This is a genomic window from Rhizobium sp. SG741, assembly GCF_012275435.1.
In the GTDB taxonomy this organism is placed as follows: domain Bacteria; phylum Pseudomonadota; class Alphaproteobacteria; order Rhizobiales; family Rhizobiaceae; genus Rhizobium; species Rhizobium lusitanum.
In genome coordinates this window covers 251,564-274,594 of record NZ_JAAZQP010000009.1, presented here as the reverse complement: position 1 = coordinate 274,594, position 23,031 = coordinate 251,564, and the positions used below count along the sequence as shown (strand labels likewise).

The 23,031-nt window shown below is 60.3% G+C and carries 13 protein-coding genes and 1 pseudogene; 3 read left to right on the top strand and 11 right to left on the bottom strand.

What is annotated here, in order from left to right; translation table 11 throughout:
• Nucleotides 1-20 precede the first annotated feature (20 nt).
• A complete protein-coding gene (locus tag FHT29_RS23045) occupies nucleotides 21-1,556 on the bottom strand; it encodes an ABC transporter substrate-binding protein (RefSeq protein WP_047557226.1) in 1,536 nt (511 codons plus the stop codon).
• A 44-nt stretch (nucleotides 1,557-1,600) separates the two neighbouring features.
• Entirely contained in the window at nucleotides 1,601-3,427 is a 1,827-nt protein-coding gene (locus FHT29_RS23040) for an ABC transporter ATP-binding protein (protein ID WP_047557228.1), read from the bottom strand.
• A 427-nt stretch (nucleotides 3,428-3,854) separates the two neighbouring features.
• On the opposite strand from FHT29_RS23040, the gene FHT29_RS23035 reads away from it, so the two are divergent.
• The gene (locus FHT29_RS23035) at nucleotides 3,855-4,547 is read left to right on the top strand and encodes a GntR family transcriptional regulator (RefSeq protein WP_052212240.1); all 693 of its coding nucleotides are present in this window, start codon (nucleotides 3,855-3,857) and stop codon (nucleotides 4,545-4,547) included.
• 136 nt (nucleotides 4,548-4,683) lie between these two features.
• Here FHT29_RS23035 and FHT29_RS23030 read toward each other — a convergent pair whose 3' ends face one another.
• The 7 genes from FHT29_RS23030 to FHT29_RS23000 form a co-directional block, all read right to left on the bottom strand.
• On the bottom strand, nucleotides 4,684-6,108 hold the full coding sequence (locus FHT29_RS23030; RefSeq protein ID WP_047557231.1) for an aldehyde dehydrogenase family protein: 1,425 nt from the start codon (nucleotides 6,106-6,108) through the stop codon (nucleotides 4,684-4,686).
• Between the two features lie 25 nt (nucleotides 6,109-6,133).
• Nucleotides 6,134-7,219, bottom strand: coding sequence for an ABC transporter ATP-binding protein (locus FHT29_RS23025; RefSeq protein WP_047557235.1), 1,086 nt, complete (start codon nucleotides 7,217-7,219; stop codon nucleotides 6,134-6,136).
• Nucleotides 7,209-7,820 carry a cupin domain-containing protein gene (locus FHT29_RS23020; RefSeq protein WP_047557238.1) on the bottom strand — a complete coding sequence of 204 codons (612 nt, stop codon included), beginning with the start codon at nucleotides 7,818-7,820 and terminating at the stop codon, nucleotides 7,209-7,211. The genes FHT29_RS23025 and FHT29_RS23020 overlap by 11 nt, the downstream gene beginning before the upstream one ends.
• A 65-nt stretch (nucleotides 7,821-7,885) precedes the next feature.
• Nucleotides 7,886-8,959 carry an ABC transporter substrate-binding protein gene (locus FHT29_RS23015; RefSeq protein ID WP_052212243.1) on the bottom strand — a complete coding sequence of 358 codons (1,074 nt, stop codon included), beginning with the start codon at nucleotides 8,957-8,959 and terminating at the stop codon, nucleotides 7,886-7,888.
• Nucleotides 8,960-8,987: 28 nt separating this feature from the next.
• The gene (locus FHT29_RS23010; RefSeq protein ID WP_052212245.1) at nucleotides 8,988-9,806 is read right to left on the bottom strand and encodes an ABC transporter permease; all 819 of its coding nucleotides are present in this window, start codon (nucleotides 9,804-9,806) and stop codon (nucleotides 8,988-8,990) included.
• Entirely contained in the window at nucleotides 9,803-10,684 is an 882-nt protein-coding gene (locus FHT29_RS23005; RefSeq protein WP_112442495.1) for an ABC transporter permease, read from the bottom strand. Before FHT29_RS23005 ends, FHT29_RS23010 begins: the two co-directional genes overlap by 4 nt.
• A 77-nt stretch (nucleotides 10,685-10,761) precedes the next feature.
• Nucleotides 10,762-12,048, bottom strand: coding sequence for an FAD-dependent oxidoreductase (locus FHT29_RS23000; protein WP_047557582.1), 1,287 nt, complete (start codon nucleotides 12,046-12,048; stop codon nucleotides 10,762-10,764).
• Between the two features lie 489 nt (nucleotides 12,049-12,537).
• On the opposite strand from FHT29_RS23000, the gene FHT29_RS22995 reads away from it, so the two are divergent.
• Nucleotides 12,538-12,990 (top strand): GNAT family N-acetyltransferase, encoded by a 453-nt coding sequence (locus FHT29_RS22995; RefSeq protein WP_246703082.1) that lies wholly within the window; start codon nucleotides 12,538-12,540, stop codon nucleotides 12,988-12,990.
• Nucleotides 12,991-13,215: 225 nt separating this feature from the next.
• Nucleotides 13,216-13,356, top strand: a pseudogene (locus FHT29_RS34595) (HlyD family type I secretion periplasmic adaptor subunit); the annotation flags it as partial.
• 219 nt (nucleotides 13,357-13,575) lie between these two features.
• Here the strand turns inward: FHT29_RS34595 and FHT29_RS22990 are convergent.
• Nucleotides 13,576-14,109, bottom strand: a complete 534-nt coding sequence (locus FHT29_RS22990; protein ID WP_168600168.1) for an invasion associated locus B family protein — start codon at nucleotides 14,107-14,109, stop codon at nucleotides 13,576-13,578.
• 92 nt (nucleotides 14,110-14,201) lie between these two features.
• On the bottom strand, nucleotides 14,202-23,027 hold the full coding sequence (locus tag FHT29_RS22985; protein WP_168600167.1) for an MBG domain-containing protein: 8,826 nt from the start codon (nucleotides 23,025-23,027) through the stop codon (nucleotides 14,202-14,204).
• Between the last annotated feature and the right edge of the window lie 4 nt (nucleotides 23,028-23,031).

Sequence of the window (23,031 nt, the reverse complement as noted above, 5' to 3'; positions counted from 1 at the left end):
CGGCGGCGTCTGCTTGATGATTAGTCGACGGTGACTTCGTTCAACTTGATGCGGGTATCGGGTGCGGGCACGAAGCCCTTGACCCGCTTGCTTACGCCGTAGATTGCATTGCTGTTGTAGAGCGGCAGTTCGAGCGCCTTGTCGGCGACATACTTGCCGATGTCCTTCAGCACCTTTTCGCGCTCGGCGCGATCGGTGAGCGGGCGTTGCGATTCCAACAGCTTGTCCAGAGCGGCATCCTTTTCATACGGATTCCACTTTTCGCCGGAGTGATACATCGAATAGGCGGTGTTGTCGTAGTCGAAGGTCCAGCCGCCCCACTTCTGCTGGAACATCGCGCCGGTCTTGCCCTGCGGGATAATGTCGTTGAGCAGAACGTTGGTTTCATACGGCTTGATGGTTGCGGTGAGGCCGACCATCTGCAGATAGCTTGCCACGACCTGCGCCACCTCGTTCATCGTCGCGTCATTGCCCCGAATGTCGATCTGCAATGCAGCGCCCGGCTTCACGCCGGCTTCGGCAAGCAGCTTCTTGGCGCCTGCGGGATCATAGGGAAGCGGCTTCAGGTCGGGATCGTAGCCGAAGGACAGTGAGTTCTGGAAGCTGACGATCTCGGTTCCCTGGCCTGCGAGGATCGACTTGACGATCGTGTCGCGGTCGACGGCCATGATGATGGCCTTACGCACGCGCGGATCGGCCGTGATGCCGTCGCGGGTGTTGAAGCGCAATGCATCGACCGTCGGGCCGGGAACGCTGGCGATTTCGAGCTTGGAATCGCCTTGGATGACCGGAAGCATGCCGATTGGGATGGTCGGCGGAATGACGATATCGACGCGGCCTGCCTGAAGCTCGGCAACCGCCGTCGCCGGCTCGCCGATGAAGCGGTATTCGAGCTCCGAAAGCTTCGGCGCGCCGCCCCAGTAATCAGGATTGGCTTCGAGCTTGATGTTCACCTTCGGCGTATAGGAAACGAACTTGAAGGCGCCGGTGCCGACCGGATTGAGGTTGAAGTAATCCTCACCCTTTTCCTTGATGTATTTTGGCGGAACGATCATCGCGCCGTAGCCGGCGAGCTTCGTCAAAAGCACCGGATCGGGCGTCTTCAGCTTCATGTCGACCGTATAGTCGTCGATGATGTCAACGCTTTCGATCGCGGTGTAATTCGAGCGCTGCGGTCCCTTGGCGCCCTGTTCGCCCAGCAGGCGGTCGAAGGTGAACTTCACCGCTTCGGCATTGAAGGGCTCGCCGTCATGGAACTTGACGTTATGACGCAGCTTGAAGCGGATGCGCTTGCCTTGATCCAGTTCCTCCCAGGATTCGGCAAGACCGGGCACCAGCTTGAGATCGGGGCCGCGATAGGTGAGCCCGTCGAAAATGTTGGTCGAAACGGCGGCCCATGCCACCAGGAAGGTGTCGATCGGATCCCAGCTGCCCGGATCCTGCGACGACGAAACCGTCAGCTTGCCCGCCGCGAAAGCCGGAGCGGCGCTGATCGCGACGCCCGACATGACAAGTGCTGTGAGAGCGGTCTTCAGTCCCCATTTCATTTTTTTCATTGAACCTGTTTCCTCTTCAGATCGATATTGCGGTTTGCGGTCGTTCAGGCGCTCTTGGCGATGAAATGGCCTGAGGTGATTTCCTCGTGAGCCAGGATCGGCGGCTCGTCGCCGACCCGGCGGACGGGATTGGGGATCTCGCCTTCCAACAGGGCGGTTCGGCGCTCCTGCGTCGGATCGGCGATCGGCACGGCTGAAATCAGGCGTTGCGTATAGGCATGCATGGGTGTTTCGAAGACCTGCCGGCGACTGCCTATTTCCATGATCTGGCCGAGATAGAGAACGGCGACGCGGTGGCTGATCTTCTCCACGACGGCCATATCATGGCTGATAAACAGATAGGCGAGCCCGCGTTCGGCCTGCAGGTCCATAAGCAGGTTGATAATCTGGGCTTGGATCGACACGTCGAGGGCAGAAAGCGCCTCATCGGCAATGATGAGCTTCGGATCGGAGGCAAGCGCACGGGCAATGCAGACGCGCTGCCGCTGGCCGCCGGAAAACTCATGCGGATAGCGATCGGCATGGGCTGACGTCAGGCTGACGCGCTCCAGAAGCTCGTCTACCCTGCGGCGTACCGCCTTTGATCCGGATATGATGCCATGGGTGTTGATCGGTTCCGCAATCGAGAAGCCAACTGTCTTGCGCGGGTCGAGCGAAGCAAAGGGATCCTGGAAAATATACTGCACGTCACGGCGAAGCCGGAATCGCTCCAGCGCCGACATGGCGGCAAAACTCTTGCCGTTGAAGGTGATTTCGCCCGAGCGCGCTTTCTGCAACTGCTGGATGGTGCGGCCAATCGTCGACTTGCCGGAGCCGGATTCGCCGACAAGGGCCAAGGTTTCACCGGGATGAATATCGAAAGCGACCTTTTGGACGGCACTACAGCGATGCGTGACCTTGCCGAATATATTCTTTTTGATATCGAAGCGCACGAAGAGGTCGCGCACGGACAGGAGCGGCTGCTGGTCGTAGCGGGCGGTATTCTGGATCCGTTCCTCACCAACGATCTTCGGCTCGCCGCCGTCGAGAACGGTCAGCGGCATGCGCTTCGGAAAATCCTGGCCGGTCATGCTGCCAAGCTTCGGCACTGCGGCGAGAAGCGCCTTCGTATAGGGGTGCTTGGGATTGGCGAATATCTCACGAACCGGGCCTTCCTCAACCTTCTTGCCCTTCCACATGACCACGACATCATCAGCCATTTCGGCAACCACGCCCATGTCGTGAGTGATGAAGATCATGCCCATGCCGAGATCCTTCTGCAGGTCCCGCATGATGTTGAGGATCTGTGCCTGGATCGTCACGTCGAGCGCGGTGGTCGGCTCGTCGGCGATCAGCAGCTTCGGGCGGCAGGCAAGCGCCATGGCGATCATGACGCGCTGGCGCATGCCGCCGGAAAGCTGGTGCGGATAGCGGTTCAAGAGCGCCTGCGCATCCGGCAGGCGCACCATTTCCAGCAGGCGCTGCGCCGCCGCCATGGCAGCGGATTTGCCGATCTTCTCATGAAGGAGAAGGATCTCGCAGATCTGGTCGCCGATAGTGAAGACCGGATTGAGCGAGGTCATCGGCTCTTGGAAGATCATGGCGATCTCCTTGCCGCGAACGGCGCGCATCTCCTTCTGCGAGAGTTTCAGAATGTCCTTGCCGTTGAAGAGGATAGTGCCTGTCTCGAAGCGCGCGCCCATCATGTCGGCAAGGCGCATGATGGAAAGCGATGTCACCGATTTGCCGGAGCCGGATTCACCGACGACTGCGAGCGTTCGCCCCGGCTCGACCGAAAAGGAAAGCCCTTCGACCACGCGATTTTCGCCGAACCGAACAGTTAGATCCGTTACGGACAGAAGCGGTTTGTTGTCGTCTGCGGGCGTGGTCATGCGCTTACCTCGGCATTGGGAAGATCGGTCATGGCATCCGAGATGATAGCCGTGTTGTTCCTTGCATCGATGATGCAGGAGCATTCGCAGAGATCGGACCGCTGCACGCTCATGCCGACACCCGTTGCAGCCTGACAAAGGCAGGCGATGTTTTTCTACAAAACAGGCGTCTCATGAACATCTGTGTCTGCGTTCCCGTTATATTTGTGAGGACGTGAGATAGCATCAAACGACAATATGGTCTATATTGTTCAACAATTTTCGTGTTGCCAATCAAAAATGGGGGCAAATCTGCGCAAAATCGTCCTTATGACCTTGCCGTTGACAGGCCGATAGCCGCAGACACGCGGAATAACCACTCGGTTTCCAGCAAGTGCCTGATATAGCGGGCGTCGGAGACGATTGAGTGCAGATGCCGGGAGAGCGAATGAAGCAGACAAATCTTGCCAGCATCGAGCCGACGATTGTCGCGGAGACAGGGCAGACGGTTGCGGAACTGACCGCCGCCCGCATCCGCGAGCGCGTGATCAGCGGCACGCTCTCGCCTGGCAGCCATCTATCCGAGGCGGCTCTTTGCGAGGAGTTGCAGGTCTCGCGCAACACGCTGCGCGAGGTTTTCCGGCTGTTGACGAAAGAGGGCGTGCTGCGCCATGAGGCCAATCGCGGCGTCTTCGTCTCCACGCCGAGCATCTCGACGATCATGGATATTTTCCAAATTCGTCGTCTGATCGAGTGTTCGGCACTCGCCAATGCGCATCACCGTCACCCCAGCGTTGCCAAGATGCGTGCCGCCATCGATGCTGCCGTTCAGCATCGTGAACGTGGCGAATGGCTGGAGGTCGGTAGCGCCGATATCGCCTTTCATGCCGCGATCGTCGAGCTTGCCGACAGTCCCAGGCTTTCGGCCTTCTATGCGCAGATCTCGCTTGAGCTGCGTCTCGTCTTCGGGCTGATCCGCGATCCCGAATATCTGCACGCTCCCTATGTCGGCCAGAACGCGACTATTCTCGCGCATCTGGAGGAGGGGGCGCCGGCGAGTGCCTCCGACGCGTTGGAAAAATACCTATTCCAGGCCGAACGCTTCATTCTGGCTGCCTATTCGCGAGCAATGCCTGGCTGAAGCCCGCCTACCGTCGTTAATATGATGAATGATGTGGACAATCCACGTCCGAAGGGGACAAGCGCAATACAAGCATTTGCGTCTCGATCAGCTTTGACGGAAGGATATCCAGCGCCTCGCGCTGACTGCCACCCGGTTAGGCCCAACCGACGACACCCTTTATTTCCAGGAAATCGTGGATTGCCCAGTCGGCATATTCACGCCCATTTCCCGATTGTTTGTAGCCGCCGAAAGGTGCGAACGTGTCCCAGGCTGGATAGTTGAGATAGACCGAGCCGGCGCGCATGCGTTTCGCGATGGCGCGTGCGTTATCGATGTTCGTCGATTGAACATAGGCAGCAAGGCCGTACACGGTGTCATTTGCAATGCGCACGGCATCCTCCTCGTCCTTGTAGGAGATGATCGACAGAACCGGGCCGAAGATTTCCTCGCGCGCAATCGTCATTTCGGGCGTCACGTGTCCGAAAACCGTCGGGCGGATATAATAGCCACGGTTCAATCCCTCCGGCCGGCCCAGGCCGCCCGTTACCAAGGTCGCACCCTCGCTGATGCCGCTTTCGATCAACCGCTGGATCTTGTCGTACTGGATCTGGCTGACGACTGGCCCAAGATCGACGCCATCGGCGCGCGGATCGCCTGTCTTGAAGGCCTCGGCAGCCTTCCCGGCGATTGCCAAAGCGTCCTCATGACGGTCGGCCGGCACCAGCATACGGGTCGGCGCATCGCAAGACTGGCCGGTATTGCTGAAGCAACCCTGGACGCCCTTGGTCACAGCTGTCTCGAAATCCGCGTCGGGCAGGATGATATTGGCCGACTTGCCGCCAAGTTCCTGAGCGACACGCTTGACTGTGTCGGCGGCAGTTTTGGCGACGATGATACCGGCGCGCGTAGAACCCGTGAACGAGACCATGTCAACATCGGGATGCCCCGCCATGACCTGCCCGACATCGGGACCGGTGCCGTTCACCAGATTGAAGACGCCCTTCGGCGTTCCAGCCGCCGCCATCACTTCCGCAAAGATGATGCCGCTGATCGGCGCGATTTCCGAGGGCTTCAAAACCACGGTGCATCCTGCCGCGATCGCCGGCGCAACCTTGCAAACGATCTGGTTCAGCGGCCAGTTCCACGGCGTGATCAGCGCGCAGACTCCGATCGGCTCCTTGATGACAGTGGTTGAGCCGCGCTTTTCAGTGAACTGATAGTCCTCGAAAGCGGCGATGGTCGCTTCCATGTGTCCGCGTCCGGCCCATGCCTGGGAATCCCGCGCGAACGGAAGAGGCGCGCCCATTTCCTGGCTGACTGCCTGAGCGATATCCTCGAAGCGCTCGTTGTAGCATTCGAGAATCCGTTTTAGGAGCACCAGACGCTCTTCCTTGGACGTCAATGAAAAGCTCGCAAAGGCGCTCTTTGCCGCCGCGACCGCTTTATCGACGTCTGCAGCCGAGCCGGCGGATATTGCGGTATAGACTTCCTCCGTCGATGGATCGATGACCTCAATCGTCTTGGGGGCAACGGGATCGACCCAGGAACCGTCGATGAAGAATTTCAGGTGATTGTTCATGTGTTCTCCATTGTCGTTGGTGGGCTCAGGCCGGAAGTATCGGGCAAGAGGCGCCTGATCGGAGCGAGGCAAAGAAGCGGTCGCCGGTTGCCAAGGCGGCATGCGCTGATTGCCTGGGTATGTCGGCCGTCAGGCTATATTTGTCTTCGGCGAGAAGATGGACTCGCAAACTGCGCCCATGGAAAACGACGCCTTCCACAGCGACGCCGACTGAACCTTCGCTGCGTTCGTGCGAGACCAGAATATCCTCAGGACGAACACCTATGATCACGCCATCGCCCGACCGCAGCTCGATGGCTCCGGTTGCCGGCATATCGAGGGAGAGAGCGCCGGCGGCGAAGCGCAGTGTCCCCGTTTCGCGGCTGACCAGGCGTGCATTCAGCAGGTTCATCGTCCCGATGAATCCTGCAACGAAGGTCGTCGCCGGCTGATCATAAAGCACTGATGGCGAGGCGATCTGCTCAATAGCAGCCTTGTTCATGACGACGATGCGATCGGATATCGACAGAGCCTCGGTCTGGTCATGCGTGACCATCACGAATGTCGTGCCCAACTCCCGCTGCAACCGTTTCAACTCCACCTGCATTTGCTCACGCAGATGCGCGTCGAGCGCGGAAAGAGGCTCGTCGAGAAGAAGAACGCGTGGTTCGCAGACGATCGCTCTTGCAAGCGCTACGCGCTGACGCTGACCGCCGGAAAGCGCCTGAACGCGCTGATTGATCTTGTCGGCCAGGCCAACCATGTCGAGCGCTGCGGAAACGCGCTTACGGCGCTCGGGGCCGGCAATCTTTCGGAGCGACAGGCCGAAGCCGACATTTTCGGCAACAGACATGTGCGGGAAAAGCGCATAGTCCTGGAACACCGTGTTGACCGGACGGTCGAACGCGCGAAGGAGCGTAATGTCTCTTCCGTCGAGCCGAACCTCTCCCTCGGTCGGAGCTTCGAAGCCCGCGATGACACGCAGCGTGGTGGTCTTGCCGCAGCCCGAAGGACCGAGAAGGCTCAGGAACTCTCCTTCGGCAATCGAAAGGTCGATATTATTCAGGCCGACAATGCCGCCTGCGAAATGCTTGGAGACCTTCTCCAGGCGAAGCAAGGCATCAGTCGCCATCACGCGCCTCCGAAGGCTTCGTCGTATTCACCCATACGATGGTGCAGCGTTCCGTGCCGGGATTGCGGAAAGAATGCAGCAAGGTGCTCTTGAAAGCGAAACTGTCGCCGGTCTTCAGCAGATATCGCGTGGAATCAACTACCAGTTCGGCCTCGCCGGTCGTGACGATACCGAATTCGTGGCCGCTGTGGGCATAGGCATCCGTGCCGCCACCGGGCTCGACGGTGACGACCATGCCGGTCAGGGATGCACCGGGAGGCGACAGAAGATCCTTGGTAATCCCTTCCGAATGGACCGGCAAGGGACGACGGCTGGTTGCCCGCACGCAGTAGAGGTCGTTCACGGGCTCACTGCCGTCGGCGATCAGCGCTGACGGCTCCACGTCGAGTGCTGCGGCCAGCGGCCAGATGACACGCACGCGCAGCGATGACATACCGCGTTCGATCTGGCTAAGCGCTCCGATCGATATTCCTGCTCTGGACGCAAGATCCGCCAGCGACAGGTTCTTTTCGAGCCGCAAGGCCCGCACGCGCCGGCCTACGCGGACATCGGCCTCATCCGCCTCACGCTCCGCCCTGCTCGTCAATTCGTCCGCGTCCATCGGCTCTCCATATTCAAATATTGGAAATGGCCCGGACAATCGCATCCGGGCCAAGAATAGCAGGCTCAGCCGCCTGCCTTAACCTTCTCAAACATTTTGGCAAGATCGTCGTTCTGCTTCATCGGGCCGGTAAAGACGGTCGATTTCAGCATGGTTTCAGGATCCGGCGGGAGCTGCAAGTTCTCCAACTCGTCCTTTGGAACAGCAGCAAAGGCGGATGTAGTCGACGCACCATAGCCGTAATTTTCGATGAGTGCCTTGCCCGATTCCGCCTCAAGTCGGCTATTGATGAAGTCATAGGCAAGATCGGTATTCTTCGCGTCCTTGAGCATGACGAAGCCGCAGGCCCAGGTGAGCATGCCTTCCTTCGGCTTCATGAATTCCACCGGCACGCCCTGCTTCTTCAATGCGACTGCGGATGCGTTCCAGGTCATCGCCGCAACTAACTGGCCGCTTGCGAGCGATTGTTCGACGGAGGTCATGTCGGTCGTATAGGCCGAGACGAGCGGACGCTGCTCACGCAGCTTGTCTGCAACCTTGCCCAGTTGTTCCTGCGTCATATCGAAGGGGCTGACGCCGGCCAAGAGCGCGGCGACGACCGGCGTATCGTGCACGGCATCGATCGTTGCGATGCGGCCGGCATACTGCTTGTCCCACAACAGGTTCCAGCTCTGTTCAGGGTTCTTCACGAGGTCGGTGCGATAGAGCACAGAGGTGTTGCCCCAATCCCAAGGAACCATCCAGACCTTGCCCGCGCCGGCCTGAATATCCGGCAGGTTGCGGAAGACCGGGAAGATCTTGTCCCAATTCTTGATCTTGGCGGTATCGATCGGCTGCAGCAAGCCTTCCTTGTTCCAGCGGGCAATCTTGTCATAGCAAGGATGTGCAAGATCCGGGTGGAACCCGGCCTTCACCTTGGTAAAGGCATCGTCGTCGTCGCCGAAGACGGAGATGTCGACGCCGTCGGGATGGGCCGCAGTGAATGTCTTGTGAAAGTCGGGAAGCTCATAGCCCGACCAGGTGAAGTAGGTGAGTTTATCGGCAGCCAAGGCCGGCAGGCCAAGCGACAGCGAAAGGGCCACAGCCGTGAGGGCGCGCGATGCACCTCTGGCGAAACTTCCTCGATGATCATGTTTCATGGCAGTTCCTCTTGTGATTTTTCTCATTTCAGGCACTGGAAGACGTAGAACGCGAAAGCCCGCGCTGCCGCAAAAGCTCGGCGCATCCGGCAATGATGATCGACACCGCGAGAATGACCGTTCCGAGAGCCATCACTGTCGGAAGCGATTTTGGAAACCGCAGTTGGCTCCAGATGTAGAGTGGAAGGGTCGGCTGCGTGCCGGCCAGAAAAAAAGCCACGATGAATTCGTCGAACGAGGTGAGAAAGGCGAGCATAAAGGCCGAGCCGATGGCTGGTAGCGCCAGAGGCAGCATGATGCGCCGGAAAATGATCAACTCCCCTGCCCCGAGATCCTCGGCGGCCTCGGGAATGCTGCGCGGAATGGACGCGAAACGGCCGCGCATGATGATGACCGTGGTCGGCAGGCAGACGAGAGCATGGCCGAGCACGATCGCGAGCCGCGAGGGACCAAAGCCCAGCAGGTTCACGAGGATCAGCAGCGAAATGCCGACCACCACGCCGGGAATGAGGATCGGCAGGCGAGCGATACCGGAGATAAGCTTGGCGAAGGGAGAACGAACCTGCGTATCCATATATGAGATGGTGATGCCGCAAAGAGTAGCGATAACTGCCGCCGCGAGACCGATCGAGATGCTGGTCATGAGCGCGCCAGTCAGTGTCTCGTTTCCGATCAATGTTTCATACCAGGCGAAGGTGAAACCCTTCAGCGGAAAGGCGGCCTGTATGGAATCGTTGAAAGAAAAGAGCGGTATCAGCGCGACCGGCAAATACAGGAAGACCAGGTAAAGCCCGACATACCAACGTAGCCATCCGCCTCTTGCAGCGTTCATTTGCCGGCGCTTCATGTCCGGCTCCCAAATAGGCGGTCCGCCTGGCGGACAACGAGAACCACGGCAAGAATGACCAGCATGACCATAACCGCCAGAGCGGCGCCGAACGGCCAGTCATTAGCCTTCCCGAACTGCGCCTGCACCAAAGAGCCGATCATCGTGCTTGTCGGCCCGCCGATCAGAGCCGGCGTGACGTAGTCCCCGACTGTCGGCACAAAGACGACGACGGCCGCCGACAGTACCCCCGGCATGGAATTGGGCAATATGACTCGCCGAAATGTCGTGAACGGCCGCGCTCCGAGATCCGCCGCCGCCTCCACTAACGATCTGGGGATGGTCTGGAGCGCGACGAAGATCGGCAGGATGGCAAAGGGGGCATAGGCGTGGGCAAGCGTCAGCACCACGGCCGACGGGGTATTCAGAAACAATGTTGACGGCTCGGACGAAAGACCGGAGAGCATCAACGCCGAATTCAGCACGCCATTGTAGGCAAGCACGATTTTCCAGGCGAACACGCGCAGCAGATAACTCGTCCAGAACGGCAGCGTAACGAGGAAGAGGATCAGGCTGCGGCGCTGGCCGGCATAAAACGCGAGATAATAGGCGACCGGATAGGCTGTCACGACCGTTGCAAGCGTCACGAGCCCAGCGATCGTCAACGACCGCAACACTACGAGCCCGTAGAGCGGATCCGAAATGACAGTGGCGAAGTTCTGCACGGAGATGCCGGCACCCAACAACGAACCATCATTGATACGAAACGACAGGAACACCACAAGGCTGACGGCAAAGAGCACCAGCACGAAGGTTACTATCGCGCCTGGCGATAGCATGGCGCCGCGGAAGATCCGTGTCCTGTCGAATATTCGAGACGGAACGCCTTCATTGATCATGGTGCGGCCTGCAATAAAATGAAATCTGGTTTATATTTTTCATTTTTATGAAAAATGTCAAGCGTGATATTCCATGCTCATTTTTCGAGAGCATCCAGTAGCCGATACCAGGCAATCGTCGCGGCGACACCGACCTGCCGGAACGCGTGAAGAGGGATAGGCCGGATGGGGGTGACGGGAAAAGGCAGCACGGCGCGATCTCCGGTGTCGATGTAGCGGGCAAACCTCTGGCCGAGCGCTGTCATCACGCCGACGCCGCGCCCCTGGCAACCGACGACGGTCAGCAATCCGGGCTCCGGCTCATGGATGTGCGGCAAGTGATCGGGCGTCATCGCAACCCGGCCAAACCAGCGCCTGGCAATCGGAATGTCGGCAAGCTCGGGATAAAGACGCCGCATCGCACGCTCCAGATGCTTCCAATCGCTCTTGCTTTTTGGCTCCGCCATGCGCCCCCGGCCGCCGAGCACAAGCCTCCCGTCCGCACTCTTGCGATAGTAGACGAGGATTCTGCGGGAATCGGAGACGGCTTGTTCGTCGGGCAAAATGATCCGCCGCAAATGGTCTGGCAGCGGGTCCGTCGCGATCTGAAATGAGTGCAGCGGCACGATGGAACGGGCAAGGCCCGGCACAAGTTGGTCGCTATAGGCATTGGTGGCGATGATGACGAACCGCGATCTTACGGATCGGCCATCGGCCACCTGAACGACCCAGCCGCCATTTTCCTGCCTGACTGACCGCACCTTCGTGCGTTCGGCGATCTGAACACCTGCCTTAGCAGCGGCCGCCGCCAACTCGCTGACGAAGGATAACGGATTGATGATGCCAGCGCGACCATCGAGCCAGCCGCCGAGATAGCCGCGTGCGCCAGTCAGGGATTCGATCTCGCGTGCGTCCAACATGCGCACATCGGCTCCTCGGGCGCGCCATTGCGCATCGCGCCGTCGCGCAGCTGCAAGTGCCTTTTCGGTGTGGGCGGCCTGGATCCAACCATTTCGAACCCGGGGAACGTCGAGAAGCTCTCGACTAATGAGATCGAAGACACAATCCGCCGTCGAGGCCGCAAACGCGATCAAAGTCTGTCCCCGCGCCTCCCCAAAATTCTCAAGCAGCCAATCCGGATCATATTTCAATCCTGGAATGACCTGGCCGCCGTTCAAGCCGGACGCACCTTCGCCCACGGCCTTCGCCTCGAGCACCCTCACTCTCTTGCCCTGCCGCGCCAGATCAAGCGCGGCCGACAACCCCAAAAAGCCTGCTCCGACGATGACGACGTCTACACTTTCTGCCGGGGAAAGCGGCACGTCGATGGCTGTCCTTCGCGCATTGGCTCGCCAAGCGGACTGAAGTTCAAGAGGCAATGGCATTTTGATCTCCGGCAATAACCTGAAAATCACTAACTTAATTTCATAGATATGAAAATAGAAATCTTGCGTGGAAACGATGCAATCGCGAACTCAGGCGATTCAAGCTGCTGACCACCAACGCATCGGTGCGGATGACACGCTGCCGATCCAGCCGATGTAGCGGCTGTCGTTTTGTATTTAATCGGGTGTTCCTCACTTTGTGTGGTGGTGAAGCTGATTGAGTGGCAGCATGCGTGACCTGCGGAGTACATTCACGTGTGATAAGCAGGCCGACTGGTGCCCAGCCAGCGCCGGGGGCGGGTGGGAGTACAATGCATTCTTGGGCGATTTCCCGTGGGATCTGGCTATGCAAACAAAGGCACGGAATTCTCTACGTCGAGAGGAACGCGCCACCCGCTGAAGCTGCTCAGTGGCTTCGCCGGTCCATGATCTATCAAGAAAGGCGCTGACGGGGTACGGTCCGAGAAAGATAAGGGAGATGCACGATCGATGTCGTATGAATTGAGAGCCGTTATGACACCGGACGACTGGCGCGCGATGCACGACATTCGGCAAAAGGTGCTGTTTGCGCCGGGTCGGCATTCGATCTCTTACGATGAGAACCACCCGGATGATCGCGCCGATGGAAATACACCCTTCCTTCTGTTTGAGAACGAAGAGCCGCTCGGGGTGGCGCGGCTGGATGAACGGGGCGAAACTGGCATAGTGAGACTTGTTGCTATCGTTCAGCACAAACAACGAAAGGGATACGGTCTCAGGCTAAACAATTTCATTGAGGCAGAGGCCAAAAGACGCGGGGTCCGCATTCTCCGCGTTAATGCTGCCCCTGACGCGGTAGGCTTTTATCTGAAGGCTGGGTGGTCTGAGAAGCTTTGGGACCCAACAGAATTAGTGGGTCTTGCTCAAGGAGCGGTCCAGATGGAAAAGGTGATTTGCGAATAGCAACATAGATTCGTGAGCGAGACGAAGACAGTATCGTCATTTTCGACACGGACTATGTTCTATGCTCTGCCTGGGTAGGGCTCATCCTCGAACACGAGCGCGACCAAGCTTTCCTCTTCGTCTCAGCCCGGTCAGAAGCGGGTGCGACGCTGGCAAATGTCCACGGATTGAAGTCAGCCGAAACCTATCTGGTTACCGAGGGCGGGCGCGGGCTGACGCATTTGGATCGTCGCCGACGGCCAGACGATCAACCTACCGCCTGGCATGGCTGTTACGGGCGAAATTAGGACGGGTAGACGGCGCATTCTGGAGCATGTTTTTTCGCCTTTGGTCGAAGTGGCAGAGAACGCAATGCATGAGCGCTAGAACAGAATTGCGGCTCTTGAAGGCGGGTGAACCGAAGACCCACATTTTCCGCCCCCTGAGTCCTCAGTCAGGCAATTGAAAGTCAATACAATCTTGTCTGATACCCTCCCCATGCGTCGGCATCCGTGATGGCGTTTTAGAGATTATCGCCGGCAGCTGTAGCAGACTTCCCATGATTCTGAACTTCCAGATGCTTGCAGCCATCGGAGGGTGGGAGCGCTATTTGGTAAGGTCGGCGATGCGATTGAGCGCGCCGGCAAGGCCCTTTAGCGAGACGGCCAAGGCCAGCGGTTGGGCCGGGCTGGCAGCGGAAACGGTGACGTTGAGCGCCTTGCCGGTCCTGAGCTTTGCAATCGTGTCTGCTTCGAAGGTCAGCGGCACAAGGCAGCCTTCTGGCAGGCAGGTCGAGAACGGCAGAGTATTGCCAAGAACGGCGTCGTCGATCTTCAACTGAGCACCCTGGGGCAGCGCAAGTCCGAGCGGCAGCACCAGCGTGCCCCGAAACTTGCCGTCGGAGGCCCTGCCGATCTCGACAGCCAGGACGGTCTGCTTCATCTGATTGCTGGTTTGGACCTGTCGGGCGAGGCAGGATGGAGCGTTGGCCTGCATCTGGCACACGACGCCCCAATCGTCATAGGTCTCGACCAGCGAGCTGGCCCCGCCCGGCAGCGGAGCGGCGGTGGCGGTACCGCCGACGAGAGCGAGCATTGCCGCCAGCACTGAAGCCTTCGGCAAATAGCGGGATGAGGTCATTGGAATAGGTTCCTTTCATATGGTTGGGATCAGACCGTGCATGACGGCTCAGTCCGCCGGACGGCCAGCGTCCGGCGGATTGTATATCGTGGCTACGGCGTCGCCTGGCCCGGAAGCGAGACGCAGCCGTTGCCATTGTCGAGGCAGACGAACGTGCCCTCGAAGCGTGGATCGGTGATCACGTCGTGGCTGCCATCCGCGGTTTCGGCGTTGTCGGAGACCGGCCGGATCGGCGCAAAGCGGCCGGCATCGAAGCTCGGCATCACGGAGCTTGCCTGTGTGCCTGGTTCGGGGTTGGCGGCCTTTTCCACGGTCAGCACGCCTGGAACGAAGTTCATGCGATAATTGGCGGACGCCAGCAGCGTGCCCTGGGTGATCGCATAGGCACCCGGCTCGCTGAGACCGGTCGCGGACGTGGCGAGCCCTCCCGAAAGCCTGTCGCCGTTGACCAGGCCCGCACCCCCGACTGTATAGGTCAGTGCCGGATTGGCGAGGCCATAGCGGCGGCTAAGTGAGTCGGCGGCGACCGCAATGGCACGCTGGTTCACCGTGAGGTCTGCGCCCATGTAGCTGATTGCGTAATTGGCGTTGGCCAGCGACCCTTGCGTGATCGCATAGGCACCGACATCGGAATATTGCCCCGCCGTGGTCGAAAGCGAACCGGAGAGCGTGTCACCATTCAGCAGGCCTGTCGCAGCATAGGTCAGCATCGGATTGGCATCGCCATAGGTCTTCGACAGCGTATCCGCCGTCACCGTGATCGCGCGTCGGTTCACGCTGAGGTTGGCTCCGACATAGGTTAGCGCGTAATTGCTTGACGCCGAGAAGGAGCCGGTGATGGCGTAGCTACCGACGTTAGAATACTGCCCCGCCATGGTCGAAAGTGATCCGGACAGCATGTCGCCATTGACCAGGCCCGCTCCTCCGACTGTGTAGGTCAGCGCCGGGTTTGCATCGCCATAGGTCTTCGACAGCGTATCCGCCGTGACCGTGATCGCGCGTCGATTCACGCTCAGATTGGCTCCAACATAGGTCAGCGCGTAATTGCTTGACGCCGAGAAGGAGTCGGTGATGGCGTAGCTGCCGACATTGGCATATTGCCCCGCCGTGGTCACGAGGGATCCGGACAGCGTGTCACCATTGACCAGACCGGTCGTGGTATAGGTCAGCGTCGGATTGGCATCGCCATAGATCTTCGACAGCGTATCCGCCGTCACTGTCAGCGCACGCGGGGTGACCGTCAGGTTGGCGCCCGTATAGCCAATGGCGTAGTTTGCATTGGCCAGTGTACCCTGGGCAATCGCATAGGCGCCGACGTCGGAATATTGCCCTGCTGATGTCGAAAGCGAGCCGGAGAGCGTGTCGTTGTTGACCAGGCCCGAGGTCGTGTAGGTCAGCGTCGGATTGGCATCACCATAGGCTCTCGACAGCGCATCCGCCGTAACGGCTAGCGCACGCGGAGTGATCGTCAGGTTGGCGGCATTATAAGTGATCGCGTAATTGGCATTGCCGAGGCCACCGAGAGTGATCCCGTAGCCGCCCACATTCGAATATTGCCCAGCCGCGGTCGAAAGCGATCCGGAGAGCGTGTCGCCATTGACCAGGCCCGAGGTTGTATAAGTCAGCGCCGGGTTTGCATCGCCATAGGTCTTAGACTTCGCATCCGCCGTTACCGTCATCGCACGCGGAGTGACCGTCAGGTTAGCCGCATTATAGGTGATAGCGTAATTGGCATTGCCGAGGCCACCGAGAGTGATCCCGTAGCCGCCCACATTCGAATATTGCCCAGCCGCGGTCGAAAGCGATCCGGAGAGCATGTCGCCGTTGACCAGGCCCGAGGTTGTATAAGTCAGCGCCGGGTTTGCATCGCCATAGGTCTTCGACTTCGCATCCGCCGTCACCGTTATCGCACGCGGAGTGACCGTCAGGTTGGCCGCATTATAGGTGATCGCGTAATTGGCGTTGCCAAGGCTGCCGAGAGTGATCCCGTAGCCGCCCACGCCGGAATATTGTCCTGCTGAAGTCACAAGCGATCCGGAGAGCGTGTCGTTGTTGACCAAGCCTGAGGTTGTATAGGTCAGCGCCGGGTTTGCATCGCCGTAGGTCTTCGATTTCGCATCCGCCGTCACCGTCAGCGCCCGAGGGCTGATTGCCAGGTCGGCACCGGTAAAGCTGATGTTGTAGTTCGAGTTAGCAAGCGTGCCGAGCGTGATGCCGTAGTTGCCGATCCCTGACGCCGTCGTCGCGGAGGTGGCCAGCGCCCCTGAAAGCGCATCGCCATTGACGAGGCCGCTCCCACCGACGGTATAGGTGAGGCCCGGATTGGCATCGCCATAGGTACGGTGTACGCCGTCGGCGGTCACCGTGATAGCGCGCGGCACTACGGTCAGTGTCGCATCGCTAAAGGTTAGCGCGTAGTTTGACGATGCCGCGAGCGAACCCTGAGTGATGGCATAACCGCCGACATTGCTGGTTGCCGTCGCCAGTGAAGCGAGGCTGCCGGACAGCGTATCGCCGTTGACGAGACCGCCGCCGCCGATAGCATAGCTGAGGGCCGGGCTGGCGTCGCCATAGGCCTGGCTCTGCGCGTCCGCCGTCACGGTGATGGCGCGCGGCGTGATCGAGAGCGCGGTGAGGTTCCCAGGGGATTGGGCAAACACATAATTGCCGTTGTTAACGGTCAGTCCCGTACCGGTGATGGCATAGGTGCCGACACCGGAGGTGGTGGTGACGCTGGTCGCGAATGTCAGGGTGCCGTTGACGGCCGTCGCCTGGGTATCGCCGTTGACGAAGCCGCTCAAGATACCTGACAGCGCCGGGTTCGCATCGCCATATTGCCGGGCAGCCGCACCGGCCACATAGGTCAGGGTCGCCGGGGTAATGGTCAAGGTGTTGCCGGTATAGCTGATGGCGTAGTTCGGGTTGTTGATATTGTTGACGCTGCCTTGGCCGATGGCATAGCCGCCGCCGATCACGTTCTCACCGGCAGTGCGGCTGAGCAATCCTGAGAGCGTATCGCCGTTCACCAAGCCGTTGCCGCCGACCGTATAGGTCAACGCTGGATCGGCCGCACCGTAGACCTTACTCTGCGCGTTCGCCAACACCGTGATGCTGCGTGGCGTGACCGACAGCGCGGTGGCGTTGCCGGTGTCCTGTGCGAACACGTAGTTGCCGTTGTTGGCCGTCAGCCCCGAACCCGTGATGCCGTAGTCGCCGACGCCGGATGCGCCGGTGGCATTACTGGTGAAGGTCATGCTGCCGGTAACGGCCGTCGCCGCCGTATCTCCGTTGACATAGCCGGTCACGGTGCCCGACAGCGGCGGATTGGTGGAGCCATACTGGCGTGTCGCGGTATTTGCCAGATAAGTCAGAGTCGCCGGGTTGATGGTGAACGTGGCCGGGCTTGTCGCCATCGCCAACGTGTAATTTCCGCCGGCAGACAGAGTATTGAGTGTATATGCGTAGGGACCGCCGGCCACCGTCTCGCCAACCGCGCGTCCCAGCGTGCCGGTCAAGGCGAGCCCGCTGTCGTCAATTCCGAGCGTCGGATTCACCACTTGTCCGCTTGCGACATAGGTAAATGTCGGGTCGGCGTTGCCGTAGGTCTTGGACTGTCCGCTGTTGGGAGTGATGGTCAGCATTAGCGGCGTCACGGTCAGAGTGTTTCCGGTATAGCTGATGGCGTAGTTCGGGTTGTTGGTATTGGTGACGTTGCCCTGGCCGATGGCATAGCCACCGCCGATCACGTTCTCACCCGCGGTACGGCTCAGCAATCCCGACAGCGTGTCGCCGTTGACCAGGCCATTCCCGCCGACTGTATAGGTCAGCATCGGATCGGCATTGCCATAAACCTTGCTTTGCGCATTCGCCGTCACCGCGATGGGCCGCGGTGTCACCGAGAGGTTTGCCGCCACATAGGATACCGAGTAGTTCAACGACGCGCCGAGTGATCCCTGCGCTATGCCATAGGCGCCGACATCGGACGTCGCTGCCGCCAATGTCGTCAGAGAGCCGGAGAGCGTATCGCCGTTGACCAGACCCGGACCACTAACCGAATACGTCAAGGCTGGATTGGCATCCCCGTAATAACGCGACTTCGCGTCGGCGGTGATCGTGATCGGCCGCTGGCTCACGATGAGATTGGTGCCGGTGTAGGAGGTGATGGTGTAATTGCTGTTGAACAGCGTCCCCTGCGTGATGCCGTAATTGCCGACTCCGGAACCCACGGTCGCCATCGTGTGGAGCGATCCACTGAAGCTGTCACCGTTGACGAGACCTGCGCCGCCGACGCTATAGGTCAGCGTCGGATTGCTGTCGCCATAATACCGCGATGTCTGATCGGCGGTCACCGTGACCTGTCGCGGCGTGATCTGGAGATCGTTGCCGGTATAGCTGGTGATCGAATAATTGGGATTGCCTAGCGTTCCCTGCGTAATCAGGTAGTTGCCGACGCCAGATGTCCCTGTTGCCAACGTCGCCAGCGACCCGGAGAGGGTGTCACCGTTGACCAGACCCGCGCCGCCGACCATGTAGGTGAAGGTCGGATTCACGTCTCCATAGGCGCGCGATGTCGCATCGGCGGCCACCGTGATCTGCCGTGCGGTGATGGTCTCGTTGGCGCTGACATAGGTGATGGCGTAGTTGGAATTGCCGAGCGTGCCCTGGTTGATCGCGTAGTTGCCGACGCCGATGGTCGAGCTGGCCAGCGTGGTCAGGTTGCCGGTGAGCTGGTCGCCGTTCAGCAGGCTGCCGCCGGTGATCTGATAGGTCAGCGTCGGATCGGCGGTGTCGCCATAGACCCGGGTCTTCGCGTCGGCCGTGACCGTCAGCGGGCGTCCGTTCACCGTCAGAGTGCCCGGAATATAGACCAGGCGGTAGGCGTTGCCCGAAGGGCTCGTCACCGACGCGCCGGACGCGGTAATGGCGTAGTCGCCGACATTGGAGAATTGGCCTGCCGACGTGAACAGGCTGGCCAGGGATGCGAAGCTGTCTCCAGGCCTCAGGTTGCCGTAATAGGTCGCCGTCAGCGCCGGGTTGGTGTCGCCGTAGTTGCGGGTGACGGCGTTCGGCGCGATGGTCAGCACCGTGAGGAAAGCATAGAGCTCCGGATAGTGCGCAACGGTGGCGCCGTTGTTCTGGCCGACCTGGTTCGGCGGCGCCCAGACGTTCTGAAAATCCCAACCGGTATAGGTGGACGAATAGCTCGACAGATCCTGCAGCTGGGCGGTGGTCAGGCCGGCGGCGTTGAACGTGCCCGAGTTACTGCCGTAGCCCTGGGACAAACCGGTTGTCGTCGTATCCCAGAATGAATTGGCAATCGATCCATTGTTGTAGCCGACCAGCCCACCCACGGCGGAGGAGCCGGTGACGGCGCCGGTGGCGTAGGTGCGGGTGATTGTGCCAAAGTTGTAGCCGACAAGACCGCCGACATTCGTACCAGGGCTGGTGCCTGTGACGGCGCCGCTCGCATAGGCATCGCTGATAGTCGCCGAGGCACCACTGAGGCCTACGAGGCCGCCGACAAACTGCTGGCCGCTGACCGAACCACCGGCATAGGACTGGCTGATCGTCCCGTTTTCCTGGCCAACCAGACCACCCGCATAAAAGGGGGCGGTCACCGCGGCCAAGGAATAGCTCCGCGAGATGGTGTTGGCGTCGAACCCGACCAAGCCACCCACATACTTAGATCCAGAGACCGTGCCGGTCGAATAGACGTTGGTGATGGTGCCTTCGTTCTGGCCGGCAACCATGCCCACGAAATACCCTCCCGCCACCGTCCCGTTCACGACGCCCACGTTCTGAATCGTTCCGCCTGTACCGATATAGCCGAACAGGCCGCTGTAGTCGTAACGGCTGATCGACAGATTCGAGATGGCGTGGCCGCCACCGTCGAACGTACCGAGGAATGGGATGTGCCCGGAGCCGCCAATCGGGACGAAGCCATAGCCGTCGCCGAGCACGTTGGACGTGAACCAGTTGCCGGAACTGCTGCCGAGCGCCGCGGACAGGTCGATGTTCCGCATCAGCGTGTAGGACGCTGATGGCGCCAGGGAGATCAACTGCAGCTGATGCGCGTTGGCGATGCTGGTGGAATACTCGCTCAGCAAGAATGGCCGCGTCGCGCCATTCACCCCGGAAGCATTGTTGAACGTGCCGTCGGGGTCGACGATGACGAAGCCGGAGGCACCAGGGGTGGTGCCGAAGGTGAGGCCGGGCATATTGGCCGAATTGGCGAACTGGGCCGTCGTCAGGCCGGTGGCCTGGAAGGTTCCGTTCGTGCTGCCGCCCATGCCCGAACTTTGGCCAGTGGTCTGGGTATCCCAATAGGAATTGGTGACATTCGAGCCCGGTGCGCCCTCGTAGGCGATCAGCCCGCCGCTCTGTGGGGCGTAACTGCCGTTAACAGGGCCGGTCGCGTAGCTTTGCGTGATCGAGCCCACCTGCGTGCCGACGAGGCCGCCCGCATAAATGGCGGTGACGCTTCCGGTCGCATAGCTTTGCGAGATCGATCCGATATTCTGGCCGACAAGACCGCCCGCCATACCCCCTTGGGCGTATACGTTGCCGGTCGCATAGGAGCCGACGACGGCCGCGCGGTTGTAGCCGACGAGGCCGCCAGCGCTGTCGCCGCCGGAGCCCTGGCCGCGGAGGGTATTGCTCACGTCTCCGGTGGCGTAGGACGATCGGATGACGCCGCCCTCGTGGTCGGCAACCAGTCCGCCGGAATACCGATAGCCCGAGACACTGGCGCCCGAGAAAGAGTTGATGATGTTGCCGTAGTTCTGGCCGACAAGCCCGCCAACATAGATATTGCCGGTGATCGATCCGCTGGTGACGCCGAAATTCCTGATCTGGCCGCTGTTGCCCGTAAACAGACCAGTAACGTTGGTCGACGGACGATTGATCGTCAGGTTTGAAATCGCGTAATTCTGTCCATCGAAGACGCCATAGAAAGGTGTTCCCGAATAAGCGTAGCTGGCGTTCATCGACAGCGTGCCGATCGGCTTGAAGCCGGCGCCGCTGTTCCAGCCCGCTGTCACGCTGGCGTCGATGTCGCGTCCGAGCGCGTAAGTTCCTGACAGGTTGTTGTTGACGTTCTGCAGGTCATAGACATTGTTGACCAGCATATAGGCGCTCAGCGCACCGCCGCCTGTGACATAGCCGCTGTAATCGGTCGCCGTCATGTAGCTCGTAGCGTTGACCGACGGTGTTCCCGTGGCCGGGTTGCTGGTCGGATTGTAATAGATGTTCACCGCGCCCGCGGTCGACACCTGGATACTCGTGCCGAACGACACGGTGCCGCTGCCAAGGCCACTGTTGTCGGCGCGCAGGTTGACATTGGCACCGCCGGTATTGGTAATGGCAGCATTGACGGCGATATTGCGATAGGCGCTAAGCGTCAGCGTCGAGCCGCTGGACCAAACAATCGGAGCGGCTACCGTGATGTCTCCGGCCTGCGATCCGGCGCTGCCAAAACCACCCGTCGTGACCGTGACGTTGGCGGTCGCGAGCGCGTTGGTCAGCGTGTTGACATTGATGACGCTGTCGTTGCCGGTGGCGTTAAAGCCGCCATCCGTGTTGCTGCCTGTCCCCGTCGAGATCGTCACATTGTAGGGGTCGAGCAGCAGATTGCCGAAGGAACCATGCGCTGCCGTCAGATCGGTGAGACCGGTATAGGAAAGCTTCGCCTTGCCCGATACCTCGGCCTCGCCGCCATTGCCCGAGATTGCGCCACCCTTGGCCGTGATCGTGCCGGCAAAGTTCGTCAGGTCGTCCGACCACAGCACGACATCGCCGCCATTGCCCGTGGTGACTGCATCGGCATTGATGACGGTATGGGCGTCGACATCAAGCGTCTCGGCCTGCTGCAGCGGGCCCTTCCCCTGACGCTCGCCGCCGATATTGACCGTACCGCCGCCGGTCTTGCCGGACGCGTTGACCCTGGCGGAGGCAAGCTTGATCGACCGGCCCGTCACGGTGACTTTGCCGCCCTTACCGGCGGCATTGCCGGCATCGAGCGTACCCGAAACCGCCACTTCGCCGTCGCCGCCGGTGAGCGTGATATCGCCGCTCTTGCCGGAAACGCCGTTGGCCTCGATCGTGCCCGACATGTTGACCGCCTGCCGCGCCATGTCCTTGGCCGCGGCGGCGGTGAGCTGCACCGTGCCGCCTCTGGCAGAAATCTTGCCGCTGTTGTCGACCAGCGCCCCACTGCCGCCGGCCTTGGTCGGCACCGCCACCTGCAGGAAGCCGTCGCCGGACAGATCAAGCGTTGCCTGTTCGCCGGATCCCAAGGCCGCCTTGCCCATCGGCACGGTGATGACACCGGCATTGGCGACCGTGCCGCCGATGAGCGCCATGTAGCCGCCGCGATTGATGGTGATGGCACCGGCATTCGTCACCGGGGCAGAGGCGCCATTACCAGTAAAGCTCCTCTTGCCGCCCATGAAGTCGTCATCGGAGATGCCGAGCGTCGAGGCGACGAAGGCGCCTGCCTTGACCGTGCCTGAACTGGTGATCGCAATGCCGTTCGGATTGATCAGATAGACCTGGCCATTAGCATTGATCTGGCCTGATATGGTCGAGCTTGTCTCACCGGTCACGCGATTGAGGATGGCGGCATTGGCATCGGGCTGGACGAAGGTGACGCGATTGGCCTTGCCGACATTGAAGCTCTTCCAATTGACGACGGCGCTGCCGCTCGTCTGGTTGATGGTCAAGGCGCCGGCCGATGGCGTCCCGATCGTGGCACTACCTGCTGCCACCTGCCCGCCTGAAGGCAGGGACTGAGCCGGCGCCACCGTCGCGTGGGCAAGCGCCGTCGACGCCAGAAGCGCGACGAGCCGGACCTTGTGCGTCCGGGTTCTGTGCGAAAGCACTCCATTGCTAAACGTCCGGCGGTTCGTCTGTGGGGTCATCGCT

Excerpts from the sequence above, each read along its gene's own strand:
- FHT29_RS23005 (WP_112442495.1), bottom strand. The coding sequence starts at position 10,684 with ATGATCAATGAAGGCGTTCCGTCTCGAATATTCGACAGGACACGGATC.
- FHT29_RS22995 (WP_246703082.1), top strand. The coding sequence starts at position 12,538 with ATGTCGTATGAATTGAGAGCCGTTATGACACCGGACGACTGGCGCGCG.
- FHT29_RS22990 (WP_168600168.1), bottom strand. The coding sequence starts at position 14,109 with ATGACCTCATCCCGCTATTTGCCGAAGGCTTCAGTGCTGGCGGCAATG.
- FHT29_RS23025 (WP_047557235.1), bottom strand. The coding sequence starts at position 7,219 with ATGGCGACTGATGCCTTGCTTCGCCTGGAGAAGGTCTCCAAGCATTTC.
- FHT29_RS23020 (WP_047557238.1), bottom strand. The coding sequence starts at position 7,820 with ATGGACGCGGACGAATTGACGAGCAGGGCGGAGCGTGAGGCGGATGAG.
- FHT29_RS23045 (WP_047557226.1), bottom strand. The coding sequence starts at position 1,556 with ATGAAAAAAATGAAATGGGGACTGAAGACCGCTCTCACAGCACTTGTC.
- FHT29_RS23015 (WP_052212243.1), bottom strand. The coding sequence starts at position 8,959 with ATGAAACATGATCATCGAGGAAGTTTCGCCAGAGGTGCATCGCGCGCC.
- FHT29_RS23030 (WP_047557231.1), bottom strand. The coding sequence starts at position 6,108 with ATGAACAATCACCTGAAATTCTTCATCGACGGTTCCTGGGTCGATCCC.
- FHT29_RS22985 (WP_168600167.1), bottom strand. The coding sequence starts at position 23,027 with ATGACCCCACAGACGAACCGCCGGACGTTTAGCAATGGAGTGCTTTCG.
- FHT29_RS23035 (WP_052212240.1), top strand. The coding sequence starts at position 3,855 with ATGAAGCAGACAAATCTTGCCAGCATCGAGCCGACGATTGTCGCGGAG.
- FHT29_RS23040 (WP_047557228.1), bottom strand. The coding sequence starts at position 3,427 with ATGACCACGCCCGCAGACGACAACAAACCGCTTCTGTCCGTAACGGAT.
- FHT29_RS23010 (WP_052212245.1), bottom strand. The coding sequence starts at position 9,806 with ATGAAGCGCCGGCAAATGAACGCTGCAAGAGGCGGATGGCTACGTTGG.
- FHT29_RS23000 (WP_047557582.1), bottom strand. The coding sequence starts at position 12,048 with ATGCCATTGCCTCTTGAACTTCAGTCCGCTTGGCGAGCCAATGCGCGA.